Source organism: Cellulosimicrobium funkei (assembly GCF_900155925.1).
GTDB lineage: Bacteria > Actinomycetota > Actinomycetes > Actinomycetales > Cellulomonadaceae > Cellulosimicrobium > Cellulosimicrobium funkei.
Genome location: NZ_FTMI01000003.1, coordinates 503,852 through 516,496, shown reverse-complemented (window position 1 = coordinate 516,496; position 12,645 = coordinate 503,852). Strand labels below are relative to the sequence as shown.

The 12,645-nt window shown below is 75.1% G+C and carries 12 protein-coding genes; 7 read left to right on the top strand and 5 right to left on the bottom strand.

Annotated features, from left to right (window positions below; all coding sequences use genetic code 11):
* Window positions 1-124 precede the first annotated feature (124 nt).
* A complete protein-coding gene (locus tag BXA05_RS10505) occupies window positions 125-1,453 on the top strand; it encodes an O-antigen ligase family protein (protein ID WP_076404928.1) in 1,329 nt (442 codons plus the stop codon).
* On the opposite strand, the gene BXA05_RS10500 is transcribed toward BXA05_RS10505, so the two are convergent.
* Both BXA05_RS10500 and BXA05_RS10495 read right to left on the bottom strand, forming a co-directional pair.
* Entirely contained in the window at window positions 1,441-2,571 is a 1,131-nt protein-coding gene (locus BXA05_RS10500) for a glycosyltransferase (protein WP_244550437.1), read from the bottom strand. The genes BXA05_RS10505 and BXA05_RS10500 overlap by 13 nt on opposite strands.
* A 1-nt stretch (window position 2,572) precedes the next feature.
* A complete protein-coding gene (locus BXA05_RS10495) occupies window positions 2,573-3,046 on the bottom strand; it encodes an LbetaH domain-containing protein (protein ID WP_009863918.1) in 474 nt (157 codons plus the stop codon).
* Window positions 3,047-3,183: 137 nt separating this feature from the next.
* Here BXA05_RS10495 and BXA05_RS10490 point away from each other — a divergent pair, with 137 nt between their 5' ends.
* The 6 genes from BXA05_RS10490 to BXA05_RS10465 all read left to right on the top strand — a co-directional run bounded on the left by BXA05_RS10490 (window position 3,184) and on the right by BXA05_RS10465 (window position 10,489).
* Window positions 3,184-4,635, top strand: coding sequence for a glycosyltransferase (locus BXA05_RS10490; RefSeq protein ID WP_076404927.1), 1,452 nt, complete (start codon window positions 3,184-3,186; stop codon window positions 4,633-4,635).
* Between the two features lie 41 nt (window positions 4,636-4,676).
* Entirely contained in the window at window positions 4,677-5,705 is a 1,029-nt protein-coding gene (gene gmd, locus BXA05_RS10485) for a GDP-mannose 4,6-dehydratase (RefSeq protein ID WP_076404926.1), read from the top strand.
* Window positions 5,702-6,682, top strand: coding sequence for a GDP-L-fucose synthase family protein (locus tag BXA05_RS10480; protein ID WP_241005789.1), 981 nt, complete (start codon window positions 5,702-5,704; stop codon window positions 6,680-6,682). The genes gmd and BXA05_RS10480 overlap by 4 nt, the downstream gene beginning before the upstream one ends.
* Before the next feature lie 94 nt (window positions 6,683-6,776).
* Entirely contained in the window at window positions 6,777-8,486 is a 1,710-nt protein-coding gene (locus BXA05_RS10475) for a polysaccharide biosynthesis tyrosine autokinase (RefSeq protein ID WP_240696604.1), read from the top strand.
* Between the two features lie 84 nt (window positions 8,487-8,570).
* Window positions 8,571-9,887: a UDP-glucose dehydrogenase family protein gene (locus tag BXA05_RS10470; RefSeq protein ID WP_061267319.1), complete on the top strand. Its 1,317-nt coding sequence runs from the start codon at window positions 8,571-8,573 to the stop codon at window positions 9,885-9,887.
* Window positions 9,888-9,958: 71 nt separating this feature from the next.
* Window positions 9,959-10,489, top strand: a complete 531-nt coding sequence (locus tag BXA05_RS10465; RefSeq protein ID WP_168945196.1) for a CAP domain-containing protein — start codon at window positions 9,959-9,961, stop codon at window positions 10,487-10,489.
* A 135-nt stretch (window positions 10,490-10,624) separates the two neighbouring features.
* Here BXA05_RS10465 and BXA05_RS10460 read toward each other — a convergent pair whose 3' ends face one another.
* The 3 genes from BXA05_RS10460 to BXA05_RS10450 are packed head-to-tail and all read right to left on the bottom strand — an operon-like array spanning window position 10,625 to window position 12,580.
* Window positions 10,625-11,713 (bottom strand): hypothetical protein, encoded by a 1,089-nt coding sequence (locus tag BXA05_RS10460; RefSeq protein ID WP_076404922.1) that lies wholly within the window; start codon window positions 11,711-11,713, stop codon window positions 10,625-10,627.
* The gene (locus BXA05_RS10455) at window positions 11,710-12,120 is read right to left on the bottom strand and encodes a hypothetical protein (RefSeq protein WP_076404921.1); all 411 of its coding nucleotides are present in this window, start codon (window positions 12,118-12,120) and stop codon (window positions 11,710-11,712) included. The genes BXA05_RS10460 and BXA05_RS10455 overlap by 4 nt, the downstream gene beginning before the upstream one ends.
* Window positions 12,113-12,580, bottom strand: coding sequence for a hypothetical protein (locus BXA05_RS10450; protein WP_061267245.1), 468 nt, complete (start codon window positions 12,578-12,580; stop codon window positions 12,113-12,115). Before BXA05_RS10450 ends, BXA05_RS10455 begins: the two co-directional genes overlap by 8 nt.
* Between the last annotated feature and the right edge of the window lie 65 nt (window positions 12,581-12,645).

The following is a 12,645-nucleotide window of genomic DNA, read 5'->3' as shown; positions in this document are numbered from 1 at the left end:
GAGGTCGCCCGCGGCCGCTTCGTGGGGCGCTCGGCGGGGCCGGTGCGGGACCTGACACGAGGACAGGTGATGGACTGTGCATGACCGTTCGATGGCTCGCGCTGTCCGGCCGCAAGGAGCCGCGGTGCGGCCTGGTCGCGTCGAGGACCGCGCCGGCGGCCGGGGCTCCTCCGGGCAGACGGGCGGATCCGGGCGCCCCGGCGGCAGCGTGGCGGAGAGCCGTGGGGGCTCGCGCGACCCCGTGCTGGCGCTGGCACGCGTGCTGCTGTACTGCGGGCTCGTCCTCGTCTCCCTGCTGGTCCTGCGGGTGGGCGTCGGAGTCACGGCGGGGGACGTCGTCCTGCTCGCGAGCCTCGCGCTGTGCCTTGCGGCGGTGGGGCGGCCGCCGACGCCTCATCCGTACGGCGCGTGGGCGCTGCCCGCGTGCCTCCTGCTCGTCGTCGGGGGCTGCCTCGCGACCGCGGGCTCGCCGGCGCCCGTGGAGAGCCTCGTCAGCCTGCTGCGGGTGCTCTACGTCGCCCTGGCGCTCCCGTGGCAGCTCGCGGTCCTGCTCGACGACGAGCGACGCCTGCGCCGCGGGCTCGTCGCGTTCGGCGTCGGAGCCGCTGTCTGCTCGCTCGGCACGCTCGTGCAGTACGCGCTCGGGCCCGGGGCGATCCCGGGCGGCGTCGTCACGACGGCCGGGCGCTACACGGGGTTCACCGGGCACGTGAGCGACACGGGTGCCGTCGCGTCGCTCGCCGTGGTGATCGGCCTGTCCGGGCTGACGCGCGGCCTGGGGCGCCTGCAACGGCTCCTGCTCGTGGGCGTGGCGCTCTCGGGGATCGTCGGGCTCGTCCTCAGCGGCAGCGTGAGCGGCATGCTGGCGGCCGTCCTCGGGAGCGCGACGCTCCTCGTCCTGCGCGGGATCCCGCTCGGACGGGTCGCCGTCGCTGCGGTCGTCGCGGGCGCGGCGCTGTGGTTGGCGGGTGGCGTCCTCGGGGAGACGCAGGGTGCGCTGCGCCCCGCCGAGCGTGTCAAGCAGGTGCTCGGGCTCTCCGGCGGGGATGCGTCGCTCAACACGTCCGCGTCGCGGTGGGACACCATCGTGCTCGGTTGGGGCGGCTTCCTGGAGGACCCGTTCACCGGAGCGGGCCTGGACGCGCGGTCCTCCCTGGTGGTCGAGACGCTCGGCGTGCACAGCCTGCCGGTCGCGGCGCTGTACCAGGGCGGCGCGGTCTTCGCCCTCGGACTGCTCGGCTGCCTCGTCGTCGCGGTCGTCAGGGCCGTGCGGGCCGTGCCTCGGACGCCGATCCAGGTCCGGGTCCTCGCGGTGGGGGTCACGGCGCTCGTCTTCAGCGCCACGGCCCCCAGCCTGTACAACCGCTACCTGTGGGTCCCGGTCGCCCTCGTCGCCGCGGCTGCCGTGCTCGCCCCGGGGGACCGCCCGGGTCGCGAGGCTCACCGCGTGTAGGCCTGCTCCAGCTCCTCGGCCACGGTCTCCATCGAGTAGTCCTCGCGGACGAGCTCGCGGGCCCGCACGCCCGTCGCCCGGCGGTGGGCCGGGTCCTCGAGGAACGCCGCCACCGCGGCGACGAGGTCGTCGACGTCCTCGCCGACGACCGCCCCGGCGCCCGCACGCTCGACGGGCGCCGCCAGACCGCACGACCGCGTGACGACGACCGGGACCCCGCACGACATCGCCTCGAGCACGCTCATGGGGAACGGCTCGTCGACCGACGGCAGGACGTACAGCGCGGACCGGGCGAGGCGTCGCGCCGTCCGCTCGGGGGGCAGCGCGCCCTCCCACGACACCCGGGCGCGAGCGTCGCCGGGCAGGTCGGCGATCCGCTCGCGCACCGCCGCGGCCTGACCCTCGTCGGGCCCGACGAGGGTGAACCGCGCCGTGGGAAAGCGGGCTGCGAGACGAGCCGCGGCCTCCACGAAGGCCAGGGGGCGCTTGCGCGCGTGCAGCCGCGCGAGGAACAGGACCTCCGGGTGGCGCGGGTCCGCGAGCGGCACCCCCTCGGCGGGCAGAGGCACTCCGTTGACGAGCCGACGCACGGTCGCCGCGCGGCCGAAGAGCGTGCGCAGGCCGGCTTCCTCGACGGGGGTGAGCGCGAAGCTCGTGGACGCCCTGGCGACGACGCGACGGGTGAGGACGGCGTCGAGGGGTGCGGCGAACGGGTGCCGGGACGGCATGACCATGCCGTGCGTCTGCGTCACGAACGGCTTGCCCGAGCGGCTCCAGGCAGCGGCCGCCGGCAGGGTGACGAGGTCGCGTGCGAGATGGACGTGGGCGACGTCGGCGCGCGCACCGTGGGTGCGGATCCACCGCACCATCGCCGGAGCGGCGAGCCCCGCGAAGCCGGTGCCCGGGACGGCCCGCACCGCGGGGAAGGTGACGACGGGCACGCCGTCCCACGTCGTCGGGAGGCGGTCGAAGCCGGACGCCGCGGCGACCAGGACCGCGTCGTGGCCCCGCGCGCGCAGGGAGCGGACCTGGTTCGTCGCGACGCGGACCGGGCCGCCGTAGGCGCCGTCGGGCGTCAGGAGCGTGGCGACGTGCAGGACGCGCAGGCGGGGCGGCACGTCAGAACCGTGTGCGGTCGGAGAGCGACCGCCCGTCCCAGACCCCGCCGTCGGGCACCTCGCCACGGACGACGGACCCCGGTGTGACGAGCGCGGAGCGCCCGATCCGCGTGCCTCCGAGGACGACGCACCGCGCCGTGACCCATGCGCCCGGACCGACGTGCACCGGGGCCGTCACCAGCCCCATGTCCGTCCGGTGTCGGTGGCTGCCGGTGGTGACGAGGGTGTCCTGGGACAGCACGGCGTCGTGCCCGATCCAGACGTCGTCCTGGTTGTGGATCCAGACACCTTCACCGATCCAACAATTTGCTCCGACATGAATCTTCCATGGGAATCGCACGCGCGTACGAGGGCGGAAGACGACCCCCTCGCCGATGTGGGCACCGAAGGCGCGCAGCACCGCGACGCGCAGGCGCGAGCTGATCTGCCACGGGTTCGAGACGAACAGCAGCTCGGCCGCACCCCAGAGATACACGAGCGCGCCCGGGCGACCCCAGGACGTCTTTTCCCCGGGTGCCTCCGAGAGCGGTACGACCCGAATTCCGTCGCGTTCTTCCTGTGCTGTCATCTGCCCCCCCAGCGAATGTGCCCGAACGTCGTTATCGTGAGTGCGTGAGCATCTCGGGAACGCGCATCCTGGTGATCGGCGCCAACTATGCCCCTGAACCTACCGGAAATGCGCCCTACACGTCGGCGCTGAGCCGTGCGCTCGTCGCGCGCGGCGCTCGGGTGCGCGTCGTGACGACCTACCCCCACTACCCGCAGTGGCGCGTGCGCGAGGGTGATCGAGGGTGGGCGCGCCGAGAGCGCATCGACGGCGTCGACGTGCTGCGCCTGCGGCACTACGTCCCGCGGTCGCCGACCTCGGCGCGCCGTCTGCTCGCCGAGCTGAGCTTCGGGGTGCGGTCTGCCGCGGTCCGCTGGCCCGACGCCGACGTCGTCCTGCTCGTCTCGCCCTCGCTGTTCGCGGCGGCCGTCGCGATGCTGCGCCTGCGGGCCGGCCGTGCCCTGGCCCCCCGCCGCGCGCGGAGGACGGCGCTCCCGGGGGCTGTCCTGTGGACCCAGGACCTCTACTCGCTCGGCGTCGCGGAGACCGGTACGGCCTCGGGTCTCGCTGCGCGGGCGGTGAGCGCCGTCGAGAGGTTCACCGCCCGCGGTGCGGACGGCGTGGTCGCCATCCACGAGAGCTTCGCGCGCCACCTCCGCGAGTCGCTCGGTGTCGACGCCGCTGCCCTGCGCGTCGTGCGCAACTGGACCCACCTCGCGGACGACGTGGAGCCCGCGGAGCGACCGGCCGTGCGCGCGGCCCACGGGTGGGCCCAGGACGAGACCGTCGTGCTGCACGCGGGGAACCAGGGGGTGAAGCAGGGGCTCGAGAACGTGGTCGAGGCGGCGCGCCGCGCCGACGCGCAGGGGGCTGCGGTGCGTTTCGTGCTCCTGGGGGACGGGAGCCGGCGGGCCGCCCTCGAGGCCGCCGGGGCAGGTGTCCGCAGCCTGCAGTTCCTCGACCCCCTGCCCGACACGCAGTTCCGTGCCGCGCTCCGTGCTGCGGACGTGCTGCTGGTCAACGAGCTCGCCGGGCTCGCGGAGATGTCCGTACCGAGCAAGCTCACGTCCTACTTCCACGCGGCGCGACCTGTGCTCGCCGCGTCGTCCGAGCGTTCGACGACCGCGGTGGAGCTGCGCGCGTCCGGCGGGGGCGTCCGGGTCGACCCGGAGGACCCGCAGGCGCTCCTCGACGCGGCGCTCGTGCTCGCGGCCGACCCAGCACGGCGGGACCGTCTCGGGGCCGCGGGTCGTCGATACCGCGACGAGAGGCTCACGGAGGGCGCGGCGGTCGACGCGTTCGCGGCGGTCCTCGCCGCGACCGCCCGCCGCCCGGTCCCGGAGCCGCGCACGAGCGCGGTCGCGACGGACGCGACGGCCACCGCTGCCCTCGCCACCGCGACGGCCACCGCTGCCCTCGCCACCGCGACGACCACCGCGACCGCGGGCACCGGGGCTCGCGGCACCGCACGGGCGGCCGACGGCGCTCCCCGTGCCCCGGACGTCGCCCGCACGTAGCCATCGGCCGCCGCGCCGCCGCACACCACACGGGGGGAACCATGAAGAAGGCACTCATCTCGGGCATCACCGGACAGGACGGCTCCTACCTGGCGGAGCTCCTGCTCCGCAAGGGCTACGAGGTGCACGGCCTGATCCGCCGCGCCTCGACGTTCAACACGGCACGGATCGACCACCTCTACCAGGACCCGCACGAGGAGGGCGCGCGCCTCTTCCTGCACTACGCGGACCTGTCCGACGGCGCCCGGCTCGTCACGCTCCTCTCCCAGATCCGTCCCGACGAGGTCTACAACCTCGCGGCGCAGTCCCACGTGCGGGTGTCGTTCGACGAGCCCGAGCACACCGCGGACACGACCGGGACGGGCGCGATCCGGCTGCTCGAGGCGGTGCGGCTCGCGGGCGTGGACACGCGCTACTACCAGGCGTCGTCGTCCGAGCTGTTCGGGTCCACCCCGCCGCCGCAGGGCGAGACGACGCCGTTCCACCCGCGGTCGCCGTACGCGGCGGCCAAGCTCTACGCCTACTGGATCACGAAGAACTACCGCGAGGCGTACGGCATGTTCGCGGTCAACGGGATCCTGTTCAACCACGAGTCCCCGCGTCGCGGCGAGACGTTCGTGACACGCAAGATCACTCGCGCGGTCGCCGCGATCAAGGCCGGCCGGGCGCAGCACCTGTACCTGGGCAACCTGGACGCGGTCCGCGACTGGGGGTACGCGGCCGAGTACGTCGAAGGCATGTGGCGCATGCTGCAGGCCGAGACGCCGGACGACTACGTGCTCGCCACGGGGACGGGCCTCACGGTGCGCGACTTCCTCGAGGAGTCGTTCTCGCACGCAGGTCTCGACTGGGAGCAGCACGTGCGGTTCGACGAGCGCTACCTCCGTCCGGCGGAGGTCGACGCGCTCGTCGGCGACCCGAGCAAGGCCCACGCCGACCTCGGGTGGAAGGCCACGGTCGACGGTCGCGAGCTCGCCCGGATCATGGTGGACGCCGACCTGCAGGCGCTCGACCACGCGGGCTCGCCGTGGATCGACGAGGTGGCGCTCGCGACGTGGGACGCCGCGTGAGCGCGCAGGACCCGGTGGCCTTCGAGCCCGGACCGCTCGACCGCGACGCGGTCTTCTACGTCGCGGGCCACCGTGGGCTCGTCGGCTCCGCCGTCTGGCGCCGCCTCGAGGCGGCGGGGTTCGGTCGGCTCGTGGGCCGCACGTCGGCGGAGCTGGACCTCACCGACCGCGACGCCGTCTTCGAGCTCTTCCGCGCCGAGCGGCCGCGCTACGTCGTGCTCGCGGCGGCGAAGGTGGGCGGGATCCTCGCGAACGCGACGCACCCGGTGGACTTCCTCTCCGAGAACGTCCGCATCCAGGTCAACGTCCTGGACGCCGCGCGCGCGGTCGGGGTGGAGCGGCTGCTCTTCCTCGGGTCGTCGTGCATCTACCCGCGCCTCGCGCCCCAGCCGATCGTCGAGGAGTCGCTGCTCACGGGGCACCTCGAGCCGACGAACGACGCGTACGCGATCGCGAAGATCGCGGGCATCCTGCACGTGCAGGCGGTGCGCCGCCAGGACGGCCTGCCCTGGATCTCCGCGATGCCGACGAACCTCTACGGGCCGGGTGACAACTTCTCCCCGCAGGGCTCCCACGTGCTGCCCGCGCTGATCCGGCGCTACGACGAGGCGGTGCGCAACGGCTCGCGCGTGGTGACGAACTGGGGGACGGGGACGCCCCGGCGCGAGCTCCTGCACAGCGACGACCTGGCCGACGCGTGCCTGCACCTCCTCGAGCACTACGACGGCGCCGAGCACGTCAACGTGGGTACCGGCCACGACGTGACGATCCGAGAGATCGCGGCAGCGGTCGCGGACGTCGTCGGCTACGACGGCGAGACCCGGTGGGACACGTCGAAGCCGGACGGCACGCCGCAGAAGCTGCTCGACGTGTCGCGCCTGCGCGCGACCGGCTGGGAGGCGCGCACCGGGCTGCGCGAGGGCCTCGAACGGACCGTGGCGTGGTACCGCGAGCGGGCCGGGCTGGTGCGCGGATGACCCGCGCCGGCGCGGGTGCGCCCAGGCTCGCGACGGGCGAGGGGCTGTGCGAGATTGGGGCGGTCGTGGGTCGACGCTCAGGGGGAGCGGGCCGGTGAGGGGGACGACGATGGAGCTCAAGGACTACCTGCTCCTGCTGCGCAGGCGGTGGGTCACGGTCGCCGTCGCGGCGGCGCTCGGACTGGTGCTCGCGGGTGCCTACTCGTTGCTGAGCACACCGACGTACTCCGCGCGGTCCCAGGTCTACGTGTCCGTGCAGGGCTCCGACTCGACGACGGACCTCCTCCAGGGCTCGAACTTCACGGTGCGCCAGGTGAAGTCGTACATCGAGCTCGTGACGAGCCCGCGCGTCCTGGACCCCGTCGTCGACGAGCTGGGGCTCGCGGACGACGCGGCGTCCCTCGCCCAGCGCGTGCAGGCGGACTCGCCGCTCGACACGGCGCTCGTCAACGTCACCGCGACCGACGAGTCGCCCCAGCTCGCGGCCGAGATCGCGAACGCGACCGCGCGCTCGCTCGCCTCGGTCGTCGCCGAGCTCGAGACGCCGGTCGGCGGCGGGGACTCGCCGGTGCAGATCAGCACGGTCAGGGCGGCGTCCGTGCCGACGGCGCCCGCGTCGCCGAACCTGCGGCTCAACCTCGTGCTGGGGCTCGTGATCGGCCTCGCGGTCGGGGTCGCGGTGGCCGTGGTCCGCGAGCTGCTCGACACGCGCGTCCGGTCCACCGCCGACGTCGAGGACGTGACGGACGCGCCGGTGCTCGGCGTCATCGGGTACGAGGCCGACGCGCCGGAGCACCCGCTCATCGTGCAGGAGTCGCCGCAGGCGGTACGTGCCGAGGCGTTCCGACGGCTGCGTACCAACCTGCAGTTCCTCGAGCTCGGACCGGCGGCGCGCACGTACGTCATGACGTCCGCGCTGCCCGGCGAGGGCAAGACCACCACGAGCGTCAACCTCGCGATCACCCTCGCGGACGCCGGCCAGCGCGTCGTGCTCGTCGACGCCGACCTGCGCCGTCCCGCGGTCGCCCGGTACCTGGGCATCGAGGGGTCGGTCGGGCTCACGACGATCCTCATCGGCAAGGTCGCCGTGGAGGACGCGGTCCAGCCGTGGGGCAACGGGAACCTCGACGTCATCGCGTCGGGCCAGATCCCGCCGAACCCGAGCGAGCTGCTCGGTGGCGAGTCCATGGCGCAGCTCCTGGAGCGGCTCCGGACGGAGTACGACGTGATCGTCGTCGACACGCCCCCGCTTCTCCCGGTCACGGACGCGGCCATCCTCGCGAAGGGGGTCGGGGGAGCGATCGTCGTCGTCGGCGCGGGCACGGTGCACCGGAACCAGCTCGAGACTGCGCTGTCGGCACTCGGCACGGTGGGTGTGCGGCCGCTGGGCATCGTGGTGAACCGCGTGCCGGTCAAGGGGCCGGGCGCGGGCCCGTACGAGTACGGCTACTACGAGTACACGGCGGACGCCGCGGGGGAGGCCTCGCAGGGTCGCTCCGCACGGCGGTCGGCCGTGCGGGGAAGCCGGCACGCTCGCGGCGCGGCACGGCAGGCGGCTCCCGCGACCGGCACGGGGCCGTGGGCACCCGTCGCCTCGGAGGGTCCGGCCGGCGGGGCTCCGGCCGCGGAGGCGACGCGCGGTGCGGTGCCCGCCCCACCGCCGACGGGCGTCGCGACCGCCGTCGACGGCGCGGAGGCCGACCTCGGCCCGGGGCGCCCCGGGAGCGAGGCGGCGGTGGCGGTCGGGTCGCGCCCGGCGACGGGGACCTTCGACGAGGTGGTGCTGCCGCGCGAGCGGCGGTGAGGTGCAGGCCGCGGGCCGTGGCCCGGTCGCCCGGCGGCGGGACGGACGCGCGCGGCCATCGGCGGGACGAGCAGGGGGGACGGCATGAGGATCTCGGTGATCGGTTGCGGGTACCTGGGCGCGGTGCACGCCGCCTGCATGGCCCGGCTGGGGCACGACGTGGTGGGGGTGGACGTCGACGCGCGGAAGGTCGCGTCGCTGCGCGAGGGGCGGGCGCCGTTCTACGAGCCCGCGCTCGACGAGCTGCTCGCGGAGGCGCGCGCGTCGGGGCGCCTGACCTTCACGACCGACGTGGCCGAGGCCACGGACGCGGAGGTGCACTTCGTGTGCGTCGGGACGCCGCAGCGGGCCGACTCCTACGCCGCCGACCTGTCGTACGTCGACACCGCCTTCCGCGCGCTGCTGCCGCACCTGGCCGCCGACGCGGTCGTGGTGGGCAAGTCCACGGTGCCCGTCGGCACCGCGACGCGCCTGGCGGCGGACCTCGCCGCGGCGGCGCCGGGCGCGACGCTCGTCTGGAACCCGGAGTTCCTGCGCGAGGGCTTCGCCGTCCAGGACACGCTGCGGCCGGACCGGCTCGTGTACGGCGTCCCCGACGACGCAGCGGGCGCACGGGCCGCGGAGGTGCTCGACGCCGTGTACGCCGCGGCGCTCGCGGACGGCACGCCGCGTCTCGTGGTGGACCGCGCGACGGCGGAGCTCGTCAAGGTCGCGGCGAACTCGTTCCTCGCCACGAAGATCTCGTTCATCAACGCGATGGCGGAGCTCTGCGAGGTCGCCGGGGGAGACGTCACCCTCCTCGCCGACGCGATCGGGCTCGACGAGCGCATCGGACGCCGGTTCCTCAACGCGGGCCTCGGCTTCGGCGGGGGCTGCCTGCCGAAGGACATCCGGGCGTTCATGGCGCGCGCCGAGGAGCTCCACGCCGACCCGGCGGTGAGCTTTCTGCGCGAGGTCGACTCGATCAACCTCCGGCGCCGCGAACGGATGGTCGACCTCACGGTCGGCGTCCTCGACGGCCGCCCGCTCGCGGGCGCGCGCATCGCGGTGCTGGGCGCGGCGTTCAAGCCCGACAGCGACGACGTGCGCGACTCGCCCGCGCTCGACGTGGCGGAGCGGCTCCACCAGCGCAGCGCGCGCGTCGTCGTCACGGACCCCCGCGCGCTCGCGAACGCGCGGGCCAAGGCGCCCGCCCTGGGCTTCGCGGAGACCGTCGAGGAGGCGGTGGACGGCGTGGACGCCGTGCTCGTCCTCACCGAGTGGCGCGAGTACCGCGAGCTGGACCCGGGAAAGCTGTTCGGCCTCGTCGCGGCTCCGCGCGTCGTCGACGGGCGCAACGCGCTCGACGCGAGGGCGTGGCGCGCCGCCGGCTGGACGTACCGCGCGCTCGGGCGGCAGTGAGCGCCGCGCGGCGTCCCCGGCGGCGCCCGTGGCTGCGCACCGCGCGGGGGGCCGCCCTCCTCGTCCTGGTGGTGACGCTCGGACCTCTGGCGGCGTGCTCGCCGGACGGCGACGCCGACCACCGGGAGAGCGGTGGTCCGGCGTCCGACCACCCGGCGACGGACGCGCCCGCCCAGGCCGCGCCCGGCGCCGTGCCTCCGTCGTCCGGTGCGTCGGGGGCGGCGGACCTCGACGAGTATGCCGCGGGCCTGCTGCGAGGGACGCAGGAGGTACGCCGGGACGAGGGGCTGCCCCCGCTCGACGAGAGCGCGTGCGCGATCTCCGCGGCTCGTTCGCGCGCCGCGGCGCTCGTCGGTGCGCCGCTGGAGCACGCGCCGCTCGACGAGGTCCTCGCCGCGTGCGACCCGCCGGCGGGGAGCGCGGCGGAGAACCTCAGCCGCACGGCCGCGGACCCCGCCGAGGTGGTGGACGCGTGGATGGCGTCGCACGGGCACCGGGCGAACCTGCTCGATCCGACGCTGACCTCGGTCGGCATCGCGTGCGCCGTCGACCCCGGCGCCGGGCCGGCGGAGGTCGTGTGCGCGCAGGTGTTCCTCGGTTGACGGCGCTGAACCGTTGAGATTTCAACTGTGAGGCACGTTGCGCCCCCGTGCGTCTGTCTGTAGGTTGAGCCCGCCCGCCGAGGCCCGGCGCGGGGGCAAGCGCGCAGGGGGAGCTTGGCGTCGGGCCCGGCGGGCTCAGACGCCCGCGAGGACGCGGGTCGTCCCTTCCGTGCTCGTCCGGTCGCGCAGCGCGCGGCCCAGCCGACGCAGCGCGTCGTCGTCCGCGAGCAGGTCGGACCAGTCGTCCGGGTCGACGCTCGGGGCGTCACCCCGGGCCCGCCGCGTCGCCGCGAGCTGGAGCTGGTAGGCGAGGATCACCTCGCGCGGGCTGCCGGGGACGGCGACGCGCACGTGGTCGACGTCGTCCCGACGCGAGTGCAGCGCGAGCGCGGCGAGGCCGTCGAAGATCTCGATGGTGCGGTGGTACTCGTCCACCGCCGCGCTGGACCCGGGGATGCCCCCGCCGCCCACGGTCGCCAGCACGAAGGCGTGCAGGTGCCCGAGATCGCGCCGGCGCTCGCGGGCGAACGCCGCCGACGACGCGAGCTGGCCCACGATGCCGACCGTCAGCAGGACGCTCGCCGCGAGCACGAGATACCGGGTGCGCACGCCGAGGACGAGGTACGGCTCGGCGCTGCCGGGCTCGTGCAGCAGCGCGGCCACGAAGCTGACGACGGCCCACACCATGGCGACGACCGCCCCGGCCGCCGCGACGTCCATGCCCCACCGCAGCCGCACGGGGCGGCGCGAGCGCGTGCGGACGCACGACACGGCGAACGTCGCGGTCGCCGCCACGAACGCGCCGTAGTACAGCGCGCGGTACACCCACATGAGCGGCCGGCCGGAGGCCTGGGCGTCGAGGTCGAGCGTCGTCCACGGTCCGCTCGCGACCGCGAGCGCGACCATCACTGCGCCGACGAGACCGGCCGCGAGGGCCACGTACCGCGTCCGTGGCGCGTGCCCGGTCGTCGTGCTGTACGCCCACACGCCGACGAAGAGGCACCCGGCGACGAGCGCGACGTGCTTGGCGACCTCGTGCGTGCCGCCGGGGGCGTGCGTCTTGAGGAGCTCGGCCACGGCCGGGACCCGCATCACGGACGCCACGGCGACGAATGCGAGGCCGAGCGGGAGAGCCGCGTCGGTGCCCCTGCGGGCACGCAGCGCCGTCCACGTCGCGGCGGTGGCGAACAGCGCCGTGGCGAGGAGGTCGAGCACCGGGCTCACCGGTAGAGCTCGAGGGACGTGAGGCGTGCGGCCGAGCTCCCGTGCGACGCGATGGAGATCATCAGCTCGCTCGCGAGGCGCTCGACCCGCTGCTCGGCGGGGTCGTCGTGCTCGTCGCGGCACCCGGCGGGGACCGGGCCCGGAGCGGGGCCGGGGCGGATCGAGTCGAGGACGTGCACGAGCTCGTGCGCGACGACGTGGTCGCGGTGCGGTCCGGGGAGCGTCTGGCGGGCGTCGACGAGGACGAGGTCGCGCTCGGGGAACGCGAGCCAGAGGCCGGTGACGCCGGGGCCGAGGTCGCCCTCGACGACCTCGAGCGGCTTGCCGCGGGCCGCGGCGACGAGGCGGCACGCCTCCTCGATGCTGCGGGCGCGGTCGAGGCCCGCGGCGCGCAGGAGGTTATCCACGGTCGGCCCCCGGTGCAGGAGGATGCCCGTTCGGCGTGCCGGGCGGTGCCACCGGAGGGAGGTGCTCGAGGCTGCGTACGCGGTCGACGATCTCGATGATGGCGCGGACGTTCTCGGGCGACAGCCCCTGGGCGCGCAGCGCGAACTGCTCCACGCCCTCGTCGGCGAGCGCGGCGCGCAGGCGGTCGTCGGGGCTCTCCTCGGGGTCGACGAGGCTCCCGGTGCTGACCCCGAAGAACGCGGCGATGCCCTCGACGACGCGCAGGCTGGGCGACGAGCGGTGCCCGCCGCGCAGGGCGCTGAGGTACGCCTCGTTGATCGAGTAGCCGCGCTCCGTCATCCAGTGGGCGGCCTCCCGGTTGGTCACGGGACGCCCGCCGCGGCCGCGCGCGAAGAGCTCGTTGAGCCGGTGCCGGAAGACGCGCGCGGTGCGCTCCCCGGGTGCCACGTCGTCGTCCATGGGCCGATTCTGGCAGGCCCGGACCGCGCGTGCGCCGGTCCGGGTCGGCGGGTCACGCGGGTCGT

What these genes read in the sequence shown, in the direction of transcription:
- gmd (WP_076404926.1), top strand. Translation starts at nt 4,677, where the DNA reads ATGAAGAAGGCACTCATCTCGGGCATCACCGGACAGGACGGCTCCTAC.
- BXA05_RS10470 (WP_061267319.1), top strand. Translation starts at nt 8,571, where the DNA reads ATGAGGATCTCGGTGATCGGTTGCGGGTACCTGGGCGCGGTGCACGCC.
- BXA05_RS10450 (WP_061267245.1), bottom strand. Translation starts at nt 12,580, where the DNA reads ATGGACGACGACGTGGCACCCGGGGAGCGCACCGCGCGCGTCTTCCGG.